The organism is Microcoleus sp. OTE_8_concoct_300 (assembly GCF_031383065.1).
GTDB lineage: Bacteria > Cyanobacteriota > Cyanobacteriia > Cyanobacteriales > Microcoleaceae > Microcoleus.
In genome coordinates this window covers 1-16,751 of record NZ_JANMZH010000382.1, presented here as the reverse complement: position 1 = coordinate 16,751, position 16,751 = coordinate 1, and the positions used below count along the sequence as shown (strand labels likewise).

Genomic DNA, 16,751 nt, shown 5'->3' with positions numbered 1-16,751 from the left:
CTTCGCCAATGTTTAGTGAGCTTGCGCCGGCTAGCAACACTATCTCAGTGACCTTAAGACTGTTTAGTTGCAAGCGATAGAGCGGAAAACTAGCTTCGCATTCTCCGGTATCGTGACTCAAAAAACGTAGTCAGTAAAGACGATGGCCCTAGGGGAACGGCTTGTTAGATTTCTCCTTCAAGCCTCATGCCTTTAGGCTGAGGTTCCTGACTGTCTCTAGTTCCCAGTGCCGACCAAAGTTAGTATTTTACATTTTTTTGACATTCTTGGACGCAAGAATAGTCAGAAACCTGGTTTTTTCATGAAAATACACAGGTTGCAACCTGCAGATCCGATCAAAAACCCGGTTTCTTTAGTCTTGATGAGTCCAGGACTGTTTGAGCAACTTTGAGTATCCGGGCTGTTGCTCAAAGTTGCTCAAAGTTCAATATTCTTGTGGCGCCAATAGCCGGCCCCTGAAAGACCGATCGCCTGCAGCTGCAAGATTTGAGTTGGAGCGGCACTAGCAGTTAAGCTTTGCTTTCACCATCTCTTGAATTCTGTTACCGTCTGCTTTGCCCTTAAGCTGCTGCATTGCCTTGCCCATCACCTTGCCCATTTCTTTTGCAGAAGTAGCGCCCACCGAGGCAATCACTTCGTCAACGACTTGACTCACCTCTTCGTCTGACATCTGCGGCGGCAAATACTCTTCAACAATTGCCAACTCCGCCTCCTCTTGTGCCACTAAATCTTCGCGGCCGCCTTTGCGGTATTGTTCGATCGAATCCCGGCGCTGTTTCGCTATTTGCATCAAAATTTCCATTTCTTGAGCTTCTGTCAGCGTGTCTTGCCCGGAAGGACGGAGGCTGACTTCTTTTTCGAGAATAAATTTCTTGATGCTGCGAACTGTTTCCAAGCGAACTTTGTCCTTGGACTTCATAGCTGCTTTGATTTCTGCGTCAATGCGTTCTCTTAAGCTCATCAATTTCTACCTTGCTTTGCCGTACTCAAAAATCTGGAGTGCGATCCCGATTCTTAACTTTTTTTACAGTGTTTTTCAAGTTTATTGCCTGTTGGTGGCATTTTTATTGCCTTGATCCCGGACTCGGGCTAGATGCCTTCGGGCTTCGACGGAATTTTGGGGGGCTACACTTCGGGCCTCGGCCCTGGCATTGACTCTCGCCATAGTTTTTAGACGCAGGGGCACAAGTGCGATCGTACTTCTGCCTGTACGATCGCTTGCTAGAACCCACATTCCGCACCCTGGGGTGTCACACAGCATAATTACCCAGAAAACTCTATCTTTAACCCACATTCCGCACCCTGGGGTGTCACACAGCATAATTACGCAGAAGACTCTATCTTTAAAGTAATAAATTATGCCTTTAAACAGTTTTTTAACCGTTAATGTACGGTATTGTAGTATAATTTATAGCTTTAGTGCTGGAGAAAAATAAGTAAAAACCGATTGTGACCGTTGAGGCTGCAGAATGTGGGCTAGAAACCCGGTTTATCGGACATATTTCTGCAAGCCCTATTGAGTTCACCTAACTTAATACTTGTGGGAGCCCCGAAAGTTAAATCTCTCTAAGAATTGGCTAAATATTTCTAGTTTCCGATGGTAAGATAGCGATGGAATAAACGTCCTGCAAGAGGCCTGCTGTGATCCGTTCTGCTACTTTACCGCTTCCGCTTCCCGAGCCGCCGGTTTCCGCTCATGACCGTCTGCGGCTGTTCTCCGGTTCTGCTAATATTCCCCTCGCCCAAGAGGTGGCTCGCTATCTGGGGATAGATTTGGGGCCGATGGTTCGCAAGCGGTTCGCTGATGGGGAACTCTACGTTCAAATTCAAGAATCGATTCGGGGTTGCGATGTTTACTTGATTCAGCCAACTTGTGGCCCAGTGAACGATCGCCTCATGGAATTGTTAATTATGATCGATGCTTGTCGGCGCGCTTCGGCCAGACAAATTACTGCCGTCATTCCCTACTACGGGTATGCTAGGGCTGACCGCAAAACGGCTGGAAGAGAGTCGATTACTGCGAAGTTGGTCGCTAATTTGATTACTGAAGCTGGGGCCGGTCGCGTTTTGGCGATGGATTTGCACTCGGCTCAGATTCAAGGTTATTTTGACATTCCTTTCGACCACGTTTACGGTTCGCCGGTGCTTTTGGATTATCTGGCGAGCAAGCAATTGACGGATATTGTTGTGGTTTCGCCGGATGTGGGCGGAGTAGCTAGGGCGAGAGCTTTTGCCAAAAAGCTTGGCGATGCTCCCCTGGCAATTATTGACAAGCGCCGTCAAGCTCACAACGTGGCAGAAGTGATGAATCTTATCGGTGATGTCAGGGGCAAAACTGCTGTGTTGGTAGACGACATGATCGATACTGCCGGCACGATTTCTGAGGGGGCGAGATTGTTGCGCCGCGAGGGTGCGAGGCAGGTTTATGCTTGTGCTACTCATGCGGTGTTTTCGCATCCGGCGATCGAGCGTTTGTCTAGCGGGGTGTTGGAAGAGGTAATTGTTACGAATACAATTCCTGTGCTTGAAGAGAACCGTTTTGAGCAGTTGACAGTGCTTTCGGTAGCGAATTTGCTCGGAGAAACTATTTGGCGGATTCACGAAGATAGTTCCGTTAGCAGTATGTTTCGCTAGACAGGAAAGGCGCTTTTTGAATGTTTGTTTTAGGGTGCGTTACACTTGGTTAACGCACCATTTTTTGTGCGGATATTGCGATCGTTTCCCGCAAGTAATATCAAATCCGGTAGCATCGGAATTAATATTACCCACAGTCAGGACACGGCGCGGTGCCGTTTCCCGAAAATTAATCGGGCGATAGTTACATCTGGTGCGATCGCCCGATGCGATTATTTGGGGGTAGGGAAAGGCTAGTGCGGTGTCCAGAGCTTCTATCATTCCGCTCTAACCGGAATTGATATAATACCAAGTTCGTCGCTAAAATAACGGTTATAAGTTTGTAGTGAGGACTAAAGTCCTCATAAAATTCCCTCGGGCTAAAGTCCTCACTACGAACCAATGTGACGATCGGCGATCGATCGCACTTGGTACCACCGAAGAGAGGGTAAAATTCTATCTGGTTGTCTAAAGAGCGCGAGTTTTTTATATTCTAGATAAGTCTCATCACAATAAGGAGCCCATAGGGAAAAAGCATGAAACATTCACTTGTACGAACAGTTGCCGCACTCGCAGGTTCAGCAATTTTAACACTCGGGGCGATCGGTTCGGCTAAAGCATTTACTTTTGACGAAACCGAAATCAGCCAAGACCGAGTAATTGTCATCGCCCAACCCCGCCCTTTCGGCGGCTACCAATTGCTAATTTTAGAACAGGTAACTGACAAGCGGCAGTGCTGGAGCGAAAGCGGCTCTAATCCGGTGAAAGTTGATCCGTTATTAGTTACTTTTGATTTCACCGGTATTTGTGGTCGCGCAACTGACAGCAACGGCTTTTCAATTCGTATGGCCGGCACCGATTTAGCATTAAAATATGCCCTAACTTTGGAAAGTGTTAATGGCGATGTTCTTCTAATGGGAACTCCGGTAGATTACCAAGGTAAATCGGTGATTATCGGTCGCACAAACGGCGATGTTAACGATTTTATGAGAATCACTCTCGATCCTGCTTGGCGCTTGAGTAAAAGAGCTTACCAAGGCCGCACATTAGGCCACTTTTATTTCACTACCAATGAACCCGCGCCGCCAGAAATTGGTAATACCGCAGGCAATACCGAAGCAATACCGCAAGCAATACCGCAAGCAATACCGCAGGAAATACCGCAGGAAATACCGCAGGCAATACCTACAGAAATACCGCAGGAAATACCTACGGAAATACCGCAGGCAATACCGTAGGCAATACTGGCTTTTCTACAATTCGGAGATAGCTACCGATGATATCTACGCTTCCCAAATCAAAGAAGCTGTGGGCTTTGGGTTTGTAGCCGGCTTTTCTCAAAATAATACCTTTCTACCCCCACTTGCTGTTACCAGAGAGCAATTGGTATCTTTAGTATTGGAATCCTTTCAAGGAATACAAGGTGCTAATATCACATTTCCTAGCAATCTTTCTATCCGTCTCTATAGCGAGGTTGATATTTCCCGCTGGAGGGCCGGAAAAGTTCTATTTGCGCGCGATAGCAAGATAGTTAGCGGCTATCAAGATGGAACATTTAAACCTACGCAGCCCGTCACTCGCGTTGAATTGATGGGGGTGCTGCGAAGAGCGGCGGAATTTAGTTTGTCGGCGCGCGGAATGCAGCCGAATTTAGTTGCTAAAGAGCCGTCTAAAACTTTTTCAGACACTCCGAATTATAGGGCTGCTTCTATTATTACTCAACTGTCTTCTTATTGTTCTGTTGCTGCCGCTCTTAACGAAATGGGCGGTTTGCTTTCGATGATTCTGCAAAACGGAATTACGCGGCGGCTACTTTGCGGATGCTGAAATGCGTTAAGGCTCAGTAGGGCGAATTATAACCCCGACTTCTTCAAGAAGTCGGGTATCTGAGTATTCTGTTTTTTTTGCTTGATTTTTTACGCTACGCCGTAGTCAGTATACTGCCGTTTGTAGGGGGGTTGCAATCCCAAAATAATATCCTCTCTCGGTACTCCCATTTCAACTAATTCCTCCGCAGGATTTTGGTCTGTCAAATTTTGCTGAAGCCAGATTTTTCCATCTTTGATGTCAATGTGAATGATGCTTCGATAAATCCGGGTTAAGTGTTCCCAGCCGACATTCATCCACTGATAATGATCTCGTTCTGTGTCTAAGATTAGTTGCACTTCGACTTCATCATCGGAAACATCATCTTCGGCATAACGGGTGATTAATGTCTGAACGTATTGACGATATTGAGCTAGTTTGTCCATTGCACAATTACCTCATTTGTTGGTTAATACTTATATGTTACACTCTTGTCAAGAACGGGCAAGATGCCCGTTCCACAATAAACTCAAGTTTTGTGGAACGGGCATCTTGCCCGTTCCTAAACAAGTAATTGATAAGGGTGCAAGATATCAGTTAATCAGGACTAAAGTCCTCAATACAAACCAGTTCGCAATCAGGACTTTAGTCCTCATCATATCGTTTCCTTGGGTTTCTTCTTAGATGGCTTTTTAGGAGTTTTCTGGACGGGGATTGTCTCTGATTCTTGCTGTGCGATGTCGGGGGTTAATTTGCACAAGTCATTTAAGGAAAGTTTTTGCTGGAATTCAAGTTCGTTTAGCAAGTTTGATGCTGTTTCTAATATTTGTTTTCCCTGTCGGACTTGAATAGTAGTTTTATTTTCGATCGCATCTAACAACACAAAAATTGAGACTGTTTGCCAAATCTCTAAATCGTCGCCGATGACAGCGCACTCAGACACAATTTTGCCGTTTTCGGGGACGTGAATTCCTAAGCCGGAAGCTTGAATTAACGGCTGGATTTCTGCTATACTTAAATCCGCAAAGTCAGTAATTTTATGTTCGAGCGATACTAAATCTCCTAAATCTGGCAAGTTGACCGATTCTGTCGCTAAAGCATCGAATTTAAAGGTAAGAGTTTGATTCAGCGGATCGGAAATGGCATAAATTGATTGAATTTGCGATCGACTAACCGCACCTTTATCGAAAAAATCTCTACATTGCGGGGCGATCGCAATTTGCCCATTTTCAGCCACCTCCAAGCTTTCCAAACTAACCAGAGTCGCCGCCGCAGTCTTCACAAAAATCTCGTCTAACCCCAGCAAATCCGCCAATTCCTTCAAAGTTGGCGCAGGTTCAAACTCAACGCCCGCCCGCAAAATGAACTCTTCCAACACGTTAAACTCGCGCGGTTCGCAAGTAGCCACCTCCAGCGGAGTTTGCCGGATTGCGAAGCGGAATTGACGCGCCGCCAACACTGACAAACCCGGATTTTGTTGCTCAATTTGTTCCGCTAGCGAACTTAAATTCGAGTCTATTGGTTTAGTTGAGGACGCTAGAAACATCTACAAAACCTCCGCAGTGACGCACCGTTTTTGAAACTTCCTGATACATTTTTCCCACTGTACCTGTTTGTTTGGTAAATAAATCGTGGCAGCCGACAACAATCAGCAATTCTTGAGCGCGAGAAAATGCCACATTCACCCGTTCCGGTTCCTTAGCAAATCCAATATCGCCCCTAATATTATTGCACACTGTGCTAACAATAATTACAGGTCTTTCCATCCCTTGGAATATGTCAACCGTACCAGTGCGGATGCTCAAAGCAGGAAATCTTTCGGGTTCTATTCTGTCTTTAATTGCATTCAATTGAGCGCCGTAAAAAGTGATAATCCCGATTTCTTTCGGCGGTTCGCCGTCGGCAACTTTGGGCCGCCAAGCTGTCTCCATTTGTTCGCACAAACGCTCGATCAGGTCAATTTCCTTGACATTCAACCGCGAAGTACCCTGTTTTTCCTCTTCAAACCCTTGTGCAACGGGCGTTTTAACCCACAGGACATGATTGTTTTCTTGAATGATTCTACCTGCGAGGTTGTGGGCACGTCTAGTGTCTGGTTCCTGAATGCCACAGTTGAGTTTTTGCTGGTAAAACTGATTGATTGCGCCCATGATTTGCGGGTGCATTCGGTATTGAGTTGTCAGCATTTTTTTGATGCTGTCGCTGGCATTTTCAAACAATACTTTGAACAAAGATTCTTTGATGAAGCTAAGTTCGTCTCCGGTACAGCCGATGTCTTCGGCAATATCGTCGATCGTACTTTGATTAAACATCGGCGGCAATTGCCTGTGATCGCCCACTAATACTAACTTTCTGCCTTTCAAAGCGGGAATTAATAACTCGGGCGGAGTGCATTTGCTAACTTCGTCAATGATGACTGCATCAAAGCTGGGAAAGTTTTTAGTAAAATCGAAACTGGCAGCTTGCACGCAAGTAATGCCGATTACGTTGGCATTGTCAATATAAATTTGCTTTAAATCCATCTGGTCTTTTTCTGAGGGATTGCGGAGTTTTTGAATCCAATCTGTCACAAAGTTTTGAGAGCGATTTAGTGCTGTTTCTTCTTGTTCTAATTTCCGCTGCCAAGTTTTGAAGAGACGCTTAATTTTGCTTAAAAAAGCTCCGCTGAATAATCCTGTATCCGGAACTTGTGGCTGGTATTGAGTCGGGATAGTTTGCCATGCTGACTCCCACCAATTTCTCTCAACAAGTAATGCTGCTGTCGGTTGCTGCTGTTGTAGTTGAGCGGTAATTTCCCTCAATTCTGTTTGAAGTTCTGCGAGTTGCTGCTGCGCAGTTGCAGCGGCAATTTGCAGCGGGGATAAATGCTCGTCAAGAGTGTTTTTGATTGTCTCCAAAACCCCAAAAGGATCTAAGTCAGCAATTGATTTTTCAAGCTGAATCGCGCTTGCTTTCCAAGCCTCAACTTGCTTGACAAACTGCTGTGGTTGCTCCCAAATATTGGATTTTTGGGCGAGATATTGTTCGGCTAAAATCCGCAACTTTTCAGGTGCGTTTGGCTGTTGGACAATTGCTTGCAACAAATCAGTAACTTCGCTAATTTTTAAGTTCGCCTCTTGCTGCGCTGTTTCTAACTGAAGTTTAGCGGCGGATATTTCCTGCTGGTTCAAGGTTTGACCGATTTTATCTAATAACTGTTGCTGTTTTATAAGCTGCTGTTCGGTTTCGGTTTTCAGGGGAACCACGCACTGACGCGCATTTGCGAGGATACTGTGCAGCAATTCTTTGACTAGGCGATCGAAGGTAGCCTGGATCAGATTTGGCTGCAAGGATTTACTGTAAAATTGTTGAATGCTACCTAAGAAAGTGCCAGCTTTTTCGATAATAAATTTGCGCTGACTTTGGCTGACTTGGGAATAGCTGGCGAAGTCTTTGGCTAGCTGCTGCCATTGGGTGCGATCGCCCGCAGAGAGCACGATCGGCGTTTGACTCAAATTTAGGTGGAGAAACTCGCTAAACCGGAACTGTTGCCCTTGTATGTCCTTAAAACCTGCGTTTTCTTCGTGGGATATCGCCTTTTGCAACCGATCCAAATCTGGCAAATTGACTTTGCATTTGGGCGGCACGATCGGCAATTTGAGCGATCGGGCAATTTTAAGCAATCCTGCGGGCAATTCTACCATATCATCCGTGAGCATTGCGCCCGTTTCCCAGCAACTTTTCACCACTTCATAGAGTTTCGTATCCGCCGTCTCGATCCACTGTGCAACGGCGACGACAACGGCTGCAATTTCCGCTTTTCGCAGTTCCAAATTCTTGATTTTCTGTTCGAGATTTTGGCGGTGTGTCTGATTTTGCCGATCGCCCAATTCGAGTTGATTCAAAGCCTCAGACATCTGGCGGGAAACCCGCAACGACTCCGCAACCGCCGACATAGCGTGACAAACATCATCAGCGCGATCGAATGCCGTCTTAAATTCCGATATTTGCGCTGCTACAGTTTCCTGCAGCCAAACCGCCAGCCCAAACGCGCCACAAGCAGGGCGATCGAACCCAATTTGAATAGCATTGCTAGTGGCAATCCGAACATTTGCCATAAAGTCTTCTACTAAAACATTGCCTTCTGAATAGGGTTTTAGTCTGGGCATAAACTCTGCCACTTCTGGAGATTCCCAGTTGACATTAGGCGCGTCCAGCAGATTTCCCAACCCACTAACTAGAGATTGAGTATCGCTTTTCTCGGTTAAATTCCGTTCATACTCTGCTGCTTGCTGGCTGCACTTTTCCTCAATATTTGCTTGACTGTCGTGCAGGTGTTTTAGTTCATTAAAAAAAGCTTTTTCGGCGGCACAGTAGGCGGTAAATCGCTCTGATTCTGCCACCAACTGCCGCAAAGATTTGACATTAGTCAGGCGCTGCGAGAGCTTTTCTTCGCAGTCAGTCGCCGTATTTTGCAGCCAAGTGCCGATCGCATTTTCCTCCAAAAACGGCTGCCCTTCTTCCTGCACCTTATGAGCTTTTCCCTTCCGCAAAGCCCGAATCGCCGGATTGTGAACTAACCGACTCAAAGCATTGTCTACAGCCAAATTTGCTTGCGAAGCAATTAGCGTTTTGCCGCCCTGACGGGCAATTTGATAGCAAATTTCCGCAATCACAGTCGTTTTGCCCGTTCCCGGCGGCCCTTGAATCAAAATTAAATCCCGCGCCGAAAGCACCGTTTCTACGGCGGCGATTTGGTCGTCATTAGCATTGCGATTTAATAAGTTTTCCCGCTCCAATTTAATCAATTTTTCCGGCATTCTCGCCTGAGAAGAGTCGAAGAAAAACTCACTCAAATAGGGATTTTGAGCGCGACCATCTGTCAGCATTTTCAAAGCTTTTTTCTTGCGATCGATCTGAGAGATATCGCCCGCCGCCTCAAAATACAAAAATCCTTGTTGAGGCAGTTGATATCTGCCGCCCGCCATGCGATATCCTAAATCAAAATCTAATTTAATGCGTAATTTACCATGTTCAAAGTCAATTTCGGCTACGCTGCCTAATGTCTCTCCGTCTCGGCTGCTTCTGCTTCCGGGCGGCGAATCAAACAGAATAATTTCTTCATTTCTGGCTTTGTTCAACCTTTCGCGAAAGTCGCCCAATTCTAAAGAATTTTCATCATAGCCGTCAAGAGTTGCGGAATTACGATCAATTTCAAAAGTGACTATTTTAAAGCCAGAACCGTAATTGTGCGCTCCGAAAGGCACGCAAAATTGACGCGCTTGGGCAATGCGTTGTTCCACATTTAAAAAAGTCTGCCAAACTTTTAGCTGTTCCGTAGTCGGTATGTGTCTGTCGTCCCAAAATGGCATTTGTTGCACGCGGGCGATCGACTTTACAGGAATTGGCGCTCGACTGTTAGCCAAAAGTCGCAACAGAACCGGCAAAGCATACCCATCTTTCCTCCCTCTGGGAACCGCCACCAAACCAGCATCCAGCAGTTTTAAACCGCCGATTCCGTCTTCAAAGCGTACAGTTGCTAATAAGCGTAAAGTGCGATCGGCTTTTTGCAACAATTGAGGTAATTCAAAATCATCACCATCCGTAGCAAGCAGCAATTCCCAGATTTCTTCTTCAGAAAATCTCTCATTTACCTTTTGGCGGCGCACGTAAAAGAGATTGTGCGATTTCCCAGCAATCTCCGACATCAGAATTTCCGCACGTTCTCGGCATTCCCAATCGCAATATTTCGCTAAAGCCACTTCCCCTTCAACATCGCGAATAAACTTATTAATTGTGCGATCGCCACTAAATTTATATCCCCAATCTTCTGCTACTAAAGACGGCATATTTTGATTTTTGATTTTAGATTGGATTCAAGATTAGCACATCGGAACTTGTGCCCACACAACCGCTAAATCCCAAACAAGATTAAGGTGTGCAGTGCACACCCTACCACCATCGCAAGTGACCGTATAGGCGACGGGCGATCGAATTCAACAGTTCAGAATTAAAAGGGCGAATGATGGGAATTGAACCCACGAATGGTGGTACCACAAACCACTGCCTTAACCACTTGGCTACACTCGCCATATCTTTTGTAACTATAGCATCAGATCTCAGCACAAGTCTAGGGGTAAAGCAAAAATATTTTGAAATATTTCTGAGCGTCCCTGAACCGGACAGATCGATTGTGCCTCAAATCCCACGCACAGTAAGAGTTTAGCACAATTTTCCCTTAGCGCGATCGGCAACTATCCCGCTTCCTGAGCAGACGCGCGGTCCGGACTCAGCAGCTTTGGCAGCATCCCGATTCGAGCCAGCGCATTAAAATAGCCTTATATCCCGGACTGCATCAGTTGTCAACCCTCTCTCTTCCCTCTTCCCTCTTCCTTAGCGCCCTTCGCGTCTTCGCGGTTCGTAAAACAAATTCTTCTTTGCAATCTAAAATCTAAAATCGATATGAGTTACTGTATCAACCCAGAATGCCAAAATCCTCAAAACTCCAACACCGAAAATTTTGCTTAAACTGCGGCTTTAACCTGTTGCTGAGACAGCGATATCGCCCCATTCAACTCTTAGGTAGAGGCCGATTTGGCAAAACTTTCCTAGCAATTGATCAAGACATCCCATCTCAACCCCGCTGTGCAGTCAAGCAATTTCATTTTTACGACCCCAACCCCGAATTTTTTGACAAAGCCCTTGAATTATTTCGCCAAGAAGCCGTCCGTTTAGACGAACTCGGAAAACACCCACAAATCCCCAGATTATTAGCAGCTTTTGAACAAGAAAGCCTTATTTATTTAGTTCAATAGTTTATAGACTGGCCGACTCTCAAGCAAGAATTAGACCAGAGCATATACGATGAAAATCAAATTTGGCAACTGCTGCCGGACTTATTGCCTGTGCTGCAATTTATCCACGACAAGCGCGTCATTCACCGCGACATCAAACCCGAAAATATTATCCGTCGCCAATCGGACAACAAACTCGTATTGATCGATTTCGGCATTGCCAAACTGCTGATTGATTCAGCCATACTCCGTCCAGCAACCCTCATCGGCAGTCAAAATTATCTAGGTCCCGAACAACTGTGTGGCAAAGTATTTCCTGCTAGCGACCTTTAAAGTTTAGGTGTTACTTGCATTCGCCTGATGACGCAAGTTACTCCCTTGGATATGTACGACTATAACAGCGAGCGCTGGTGCTGGCGCGATTTTCTCCCCACAGGCACGAGTATTACCCGCGAGTTAGGTGAAATTTTAGATAAATTGCTGCAAACTCGTCTCAATCAGCGGTACAGGTTTGCTACGGAAGTTTTGCAAGATATCAAAGCAGCTTTAGATATTCGCCATCCAAATTTGCTTTCGCCCAAAAAGCCGATCGCTCCTGCTCTCAGTAATAGCCACAACTCAACGGATATGGGCGCCCTACAAACTTCTGATCCTCCCATTTTACCCACAAAATCTGTCTCCAATTCCGCAGAAACTTTTTCCTTATCTGTTATTTCAAATCTCGATCATGCCCTAATTTATGCACGGGGAGTTGATTATACCAAACTGCGGGATTTTTTGTCAAACAAAAAGTGGAAAGAAGCCGATCGCGAAACTTCGGCTCTGATGTGTCAGTCTCTTTCCCAGCAACCGGGATCTCAGCTAGAAATTAGCCAAATTTACCAGCTACCGTTAAGATTTGCAAACACTCGATCGCCTTTGGGTACACTACAGTCAAGGTCGGTTTGGCTTCAGCGTCCAAAAACAAATTTACGAAAGCGTTAAGCGAGACTATATCAGATTTTGCGATCGGGTAAACTGGCAAACCTACAATTCTGCTACTACTTTAGGGCAGATTAAATTTAGTCAGCAAGCACCAATCGGACACCTCCCCTCTCGCAGTTGGGTTGGTGGCATTCAGTGGCTGCGACACCTCGATGCCCTGTCAGCAAAATTAACCGAGTGCGACAATAATGCTGCTCCTAAATTGTAATTTTGTCTACCGAATAACTAACTAAAAATTTAAATTTAAACTCTACCTGAAAGCAGAGAAATTTGTCCCGCTAGATGTATCCATCGACCGAGGTTCCAGGCAATCGCTTGTCGCACAATGGATTGAGAAGGTGAACACAGCTACAAGTCTGCAATCCTCAGACTGTAACAAGAGAATTAAAGAGAGGTATCGATCCATGTTTTTTCACAAAAAAGAATTAATGTCTGCGGTGACTGTAGACGAACCCAACCCGCGTTTTGCGCAATTGCTGCTAGAACAGTTTGGTGGAGCAACCGGAGAACTGACAGCAGCTTTGCAATACTGGGTGCAGTCATTTCACTGTGAAAATCCAGGGATTAAGGATATGCTCCAAGATATTGCCATCGAAGAATTCAGCCACTTAGAAATGGTGGGGCAACTGATAGAAATGCACACCAAAAACGTTGACCAAACAGAAGCTTACAAAAGCACATTGTTTGCCGTGCGTGGCGTAGGCCCACACTTGTTAGACAGCCAAGGTCAAGCTTGGACTGCAGCTTATATCAACGAAGGCGGGGATGTGGTGCGCGATTTGCGCGCTGATATCGGTGCGGAAGCAGGAGCTCGCCAAACCTACGAAGAATTGATTAAACTAGCACCGGATCCCGGAACGAAAGACACGCTGCACTTTCTGCTGACTCGCGAAATTTCTCACACTCAAATGTTCATGAAAGCTCTGGAATCGTTGGGCAAACTCACCGATCCGCTGTTCGGGAATATTCCGCCAGATTCCACTGTGGATCTCTACTTTAACTTGTCCACAAATGGCAAGGACGAACGCGGCCCTTGGAACTCGGAACCTACTTTCCAATACATCGCCGAACCAGGCCCAAGACATTAATCGGAATATTCCGCAATCACCCTCACAGCACAGCAGCCGAGTAGGTTGGGAACAGCTTCGCGTTACCCAACCTACTCTTTACTAAGCTGCTGTGCATCTAATTAGACAGTCAATTTTTCTACAATTATTGTGGGACGGGCATCCTGCCCGTCTCTGTATTAAATTTAGATGCGTAGCAGCTTATGAAGAGCGATCAGCTAAAAAATGTTATAGTTATTGGAAATCTCCCGGACTCAAGCAGAAACCGGCTTTTTTTTACGAAAATACTTCGCAGCAGCCTCTTGCCGCCGTTGAAAAACCCGGTTTCTTGAGTTGGTGGGCGCAAGTCCAGATCCCGATCGAACATTAACATCAAATCCATATTGAAATTGCGATCGACCTATTTATTAGTCTCTCACGGCAGCCGCGACCCCAGACCTCAACTAGCTTTGGAAAACCTAGCTCAACTGCTGTCTCAAAAATTGGCTGACTCGTTCCCCGCATTCGCAACCGCCACCTTAGAACTCGGACCCGCACCGCTACACGAACAAATTTGCAGTTTGGGCGAACGTACTTTGTCGCTGGGACTGACAGAATTGCAAATCCTGCCTGTATTTTTATTGCCAGGAGTTCACGTCGCCGAAGACATACCGGCAGAGGTGGAAATTGCACAACAAACTTTTGGTGACCAGCTAAAAATTGAATTGCGCCCGCATTTAGGTTCCCAGGAAGCAGGCTTAACAAAATTGGTAAAAATTCAGATGCAAGAGGTGGCTTTTCTCCCCAATCTGCTATTGCCAAAATGGATTTTATTATCTCACGGCAGCCGTCGGTCCGGAGGTAACTCGACAGTTGAGGAAATCGCCAGCAAACTAGGTGCGCTGACAGCTTATTGGTCGGTAAAGCCGAGTTTGGAAGAGCAAATTTACAGTTTGGTTCGTGGTGGACAGCAGCAAATAGGGATTGTGCCATACTTCTTATTTAATGGAGGAATTACAGATGCGATCGCCAAAAATGTCGCACAGCTAAAGCAGCAATTTCCTGCGGCGGAACTTCATCTCGCAAATCCTCTAGGCGCAAGTGTAGAATTAGCAGACTTAATTGGGAATTTAATTCAAAAATGAACCGCAGAGGCACAGAAGAGGTAAAGGAAGCCAGAAAAATGTCTTTAGGCAAAGTGTATTTAGTAGGTGCTGGACCAGGAGATCCGGGTTTGATGACCTTGAAGGGAAAAGCTCTGTTAGAGTGTGCGGATGTGGTGATTTACGACGCTTTAGTCAGCCCTCAAATTTTGGCAGCAATCAACCCCCAAGCAGAACGAATAGATGCCGGAAAACGCAAAGGTCGCCACTCCTTAATGCAAGACGAAACAACTCAGCTAATGATAGAAAAAGCTGGAGAAAATGCCATCGTAGTTCGTCTCAAAGGCGGCGATCCGTTTATCTTCGGTCGCGGTGGCGAAGAAATGGAAGAGTTGGTAAAAGCTGGAGTGTCAGTAGAAGTCGTCCCGGGTGTAACTTCTGGGATTGCGGCCCCTGCTTATGCGGGAATTCCTTTAACACACCGATCGTACAGTTCCTCAGTCACCTTTGTCACCGGCCACGAAGCAGCGGGAAAATATCGGGCGGAGGTAAATTGGCAGGCGATCGCTCGGGGCTCGGAAACCATTGTAGTATACATGGGCATCCACAATTTGCCTTACATTATCGGCCAGTTAACAGCAGCCCAATTGAGTGCAGAAACGCCCATAGCGTTAGTGCGCTGGGGAACGCGGCCCGAACAAGAAGAATTGATCGGGACTTTGGGTACAATTGTAGAGCAAGTTGAGGCAGCCGGATTTGCAGCACCTGCGATCGCCGTCATCGGAAACGTCGTCAATTTGCACTCGATATTGTCAGGCTCTCGGCCTGTTTCTCAGACTCAAGACTTACGCATCGGGGGCTAGAAACCCGGTTTCTTAGAAAAATTTGCGACGAGGAACGATAAATATACGAATAAACCGGGTTTCTGAGGTCGCAAGAGCCTCCAGGAGTAAAACAGTCCGGGCTTGAAGTATCTGCAATAGAGACTATTTCCTTCTTAGGAGCATCTCTTGGGAGAGTAAAAAGCGTTTTTAGGAGCGCGATCGTGTAAATGCTCTCACCCCTGGCGGGGCGACAACCCCGCCGGAAACCCATACAGAGCAAAGAGTTGACCGACTTGTGTTAAAAAAAGATAGGCTATATGAAAGTTACACTCGACCTATCAAAATATATCTTAAGCTGTTCTCCATTTAAATTGTATGTCAAAAAAATCAAAGTCTTGTGGGGTGTCCCGCCCGCCCTGAAGATACAATTTAAATGCGCGACAGCTTACCTAAATTCTATAGCAATCCTAAATCATTTGTGAATTTCTTACTCCCGGACCGCGAGTTCGGGGAGGGTTGGGGTGGGGTAAAAAATTTACGACTCCTGCAAGGATTGCTATATCAGACTCACTTTCAAACACAACTATCTCCCTCTCAGTTTTTAGTCGTAGAAATTATCCTCAACCTATACGGCTCAGAAAAACAAGTGAGATTAGAGCGACTACGGCGACGGGTATTTCCCTACCCCATTACTACTGAAAGTCGCCGCCGCAAGCGGAATAAGATTTCTGGACTTACCCCAGCTCACCATAACTTATCTGTGGTTTCCTCTAATTAGCTATTGGTTAACAACTTACTGCCAAGCGGCACAGAAGCCAGGGTAAACGCATCTAAATTAATTTGACAAAAACGTAGATTTGTGGATTACTAAATAAAAAAAACTTCTTGAGATTCTTAAATTCAACCCGGTTAAGCAGATGATATCAGAAATTTAAATTTTTTTTAACTTTTTAAATCCAGATAATTTTTCTTCCTAGATTGGTGTTAGATTTCGAGGGTTAACTGACAGAGTTTAAAACTTGAACTAGATAATTATTGTCCATTGCCGCTCGATACCGTTTCATTTTTAGACTTTGTGCCGGAAGTTTTCTCTTGTTTCAGTAAATTTATGGCACTCGCGACGTAAAAGTGCAAAACTTTCGGAAGAGTTCTGGAGATCGAATCTGGCTTTTATCTTCGGAAAATGTAACATCGAGTGTCCAATGTAAGCTATTTTCAATGCCCCAATGACGGAGGATCGCCCCAGCAATTTTTTCAGCATTACTGCTTAAACTACTCAATTAATACTCCGGACACTTTTTAAAGAGGGATGCGATGCCTTCGGCAAGCAACGCTTACGCAATACAGCAGAGAAGTGAAAAAAGTGAGTGGAATCTGAACCCAAAATAAACAGAAAAAAAGGCACTCTTTTCGGTTAAGCTATAAAAACACACAAGCTCAACAGATTGCTTATGAATATTATCTGACGGGGCGACAGGTCGCCTGAAGAGCAGACAGGGAGGGCACTCTAGACAAATAGCATGAAAAAAGATAGGGTAAGAAAGCTTCTTACCCAAAAACAATTAAATGATACCAAAATTATATCATGCCCATTTGTCAAAA

17 protein-coding genes and 1 tRNA gene are annotated in these 16,751 nt (G+C 45.5%); 11 read left to right on the top strand and 7 right to left on the bottom strand.

Going from position 1 to position 16,751, the window contains the following annotated elements; all coding sequences use genetic code 11:
- Window positions 1-502: 502 nt before the first annotated feature.
- Window positions 503-961 carry a GatB/YqeY domain-containing protein gene (locus ACUVJL_RS16975; protein ID WP_445246921.1) on the bottom strand — a complete coding sequence of 153 codons (459 nt, stop codon included), beginning with the start codon at window positions 959-961 and terminating at the stop codon, window positions 503-505.
- 81 nt (window positions 962-1,042) lie between these two features.
- The gene (locus ACUVJL_RS16970) at window positions 1,043-1,294 is read right to left on the bottom strand and encodes a hypothetical protein (RefSeq protein WP_445246920.1); all 252 of its coding nucleotides are present in this window, start codon (window positions 1,292-1,294) and stop codon (window positions 1,043-1,045) included.
- A gap of 347 nt (window positions 1,295-1,641) precedes the next feature.
- Between ACUVJL_RS16970 and ACUVJL_RS16965 the strand changes: the two genes are divergently transcribed.
- Window positions 1,642-2,634 (top strand): ribose-phosphate pyrophosphokinase, encoded by a 993-nt coding sequence (locus tag ACUVJL_RS16965; protein WP_445246919.1) that lies wholly within the window; start codon window positions 1,642-1,644, stop codon window positions 2,632-2,634.
- 39 nt (window positions 2,635-2,673) lie between these two features.
- Here ACUVJL_RS16965 and ACUVJL_RS16960 read toward each other — a convergent pair whose 3' ends face one another.
- The gene (locus ACUVJL_RS16960; RefSeq protein ID WP_445246918.1) at window positions 2,674-2,895 is read right to left on the bottom strand and encodes a hypothetical protein; all 222 of its coding nucleotides are present in this window, start codon (window positions 2,893-2,895) and stop codon (window positions 2,674-2,676) included.
- Between the two features lie 254 nt (window positions 2,896-3,149).
- Here ACUVJL_RS16960 and ACUVJL_RS16955 point away from each other — a divergent pair, with 254 nt between their 5' ends.
- On the top strand, window positions 3,150-3,851 hold the full coding sequence (locus tag ACUVJL_RS16955; RefSeq protein ID WP_445246917.1) for a DUF3747 domain-containing protein: 702 nt from the start codon (window positions 3,150-3,152) through the stop codon (window positions 3,849-3,851).
- A 145-nt stretch (window positions 3,852-3,996) separates the two neighbouring features.
- On the top strand, window positions 3,997-4,440 hold the full coding sequence (locus ACUVJL_RS16950; protein WP_445246916.1) for an S-layer homology domain-containing protein: 444 nt from the start codon (window positions 3,997-3,999) through the stop codon (window positions 4,438-4,440).
- Between the two features lie 89 nt (window positions 4,441-4,529).
- Here ACUVJL_RS16950 and ACUVJL_RS16945 read toward each other — a convergent pair whose 3' ends face one another.
- The 4 genes from ACUVJL_RS16945 to ACUVJL_RS16930 all read right to left on the bottom strand — a co-directional run bounded on the left by ACUVJL_RS16945 (window position 4,530) and on the right by ACUVJL_RS16930 (window position 10,488).
- On the bottom strand, window positions 4,530-4,865 hold the full coding sequence (locus ACUVJL_RS16945; protein ID WP_445246915.1) for a XisI protein: 336 nt from the start codon (window positions 4,863-4,865) through the stop codon (window positions 4,530-4,532).
- A gap of 209 nt (window positions 4,866-5,074) precedes the next feature.
- Entirely contained in the window at window positions 5,075-5,965 is an 891-nt protein-coding gene (locus tag ACUVJL_RS16940) for a hypothetical protein (RefSeq protein ID WP_445246914.1), read from the bottom strand.
- The gene (locus ACUVJL_RS16935) at window positions 5,943-10,247 is read right to left on the bottom strand and encodes an AAA domain-containing protein (protein ID WP_445246913.1); all 4,305 of its coding nucleotides are present in this window, start codon (window positions 10,245-10,247) and stop codon (window positions 5,943-5,945) included. Before ACUVJL_RS16935 ends, ACUVJL_RS16940 begins: the two co-directional genes overlap by 23 nt.
- Before the next feature lie 168 nt (window positions 10,248-10,415).
- Window positions 10,416-10,488: transfer RNA gene (locus tag ACUVJL_RS16930), tRNA-His, on the bottom strand.
- A 455-nt stretch (window positions 10,489-10,943) separates the two neighbouring features.
- Between ACUVJL_RS16930 and ACUVJL_RS16925 the strand changes: the two genes are divergently transcribed.
- The 8 genes from ACUVJL_RS16925 (at window position 10,944) to ACUVJL_RS16890 (ending at window position 15,927) form a co-directional block, all read left to right on the top strand.
- Entirely contained in the window at window positions 10,944-11,213 is a 270-nt protein-coding gene (locus ACUVJL_RS16925; RefSeq protein ID WP_445246912.1) for a hypothetical protein, read from the top strand.
- Between the two features lie 90 nt (window positions 11,214-11,303).
- Complete coding sequence (locus ACUVJL_RS16920) at window positions 11,304-11,525, top strand: protein kinase domain-containing protein (RefSeq protein ID WP_445246911.1); 222 nt, start codon at window positions 11,304-11,306, stop codon at window positions 11,523-11,525.
- Window positions 11,526-11,552: 27 nt separating this feature from the next.
- Entirely contained in the window at window positions 11,553-12,176 is a 624-nt protein-coding gene (locus ACUVJL_RS16915; protein WP_445246910.1) for a GUN4 domain-containing protein, read from the top strand.
- Window positions 12,091-12,384, top strand: a complete 294-nt coding sequence (locus tag ACUVJL_RS16910; RefSeq protein WP_445246909.1) for a GUN4 domain-containing protein — start codon at window positions 12,091-12,093, stop codon at window positions 12,382-12,384. The genes ACUVJL_RS16915 and ACUVJL_RS16910 overlap by 86 nt, the downstream gene beginning before the upstream one ends.
- A gap of 196 nt (window positions 12,385-12,580) precedes the next feature.
- The gene (locus ACUVJL_RS16905) at window positions 12,581-13,264 is read left to right on the top strand and encodes a manganese catalase family protein (RefSeq protein WP_445246908.1); all 684 of its coding nucleotides are present in this window, start codon (window positions 12,581-12,583) and stop codon (window positions 13,262-13,264) included.
- A 368-nt stretch (window positions 13,265-13,632) separates the two neighbouring features.
- Window positions 13,633-14,367, top strand: a complete 735-nt coding sequence (locus tag ACUVJL_RS16900; RefSeq protein WP_445246922.1) for a sirohydrochlorin chelatase — start codon at window positions 13,633-13,635, stop codon at window positions 14,365-14,367.
- Entirely contained in the window at window positions 14,364-15,188 is an 825-nt protein-coding gene (cobA, locus tag ACUVJL_RS16895; RefSeq protein ID WP_445246907.1) for a uroporphyrinogen-III C-methyltransferase, read from the top strand. Before ACUVJL_RS16900 ends, cobA begins: the two co-directional genes overlap by 4 nt.
- A 394-nt stretch (window positions 15,189-15,582) precedes the next feature.
- On the top strand, window positions 15,583-15,927 hold the full coding sequence (locus ACUVJL_RS16890; protein ID WP_445246906.1) for a hypothetical protein: 345 nt from the start codon (window positions 15,583-15,585) through the stop codon (window positions 15,925-15,927).
- Window positions 15,928-16,751 lie beyond the last annotated feature (824 nt).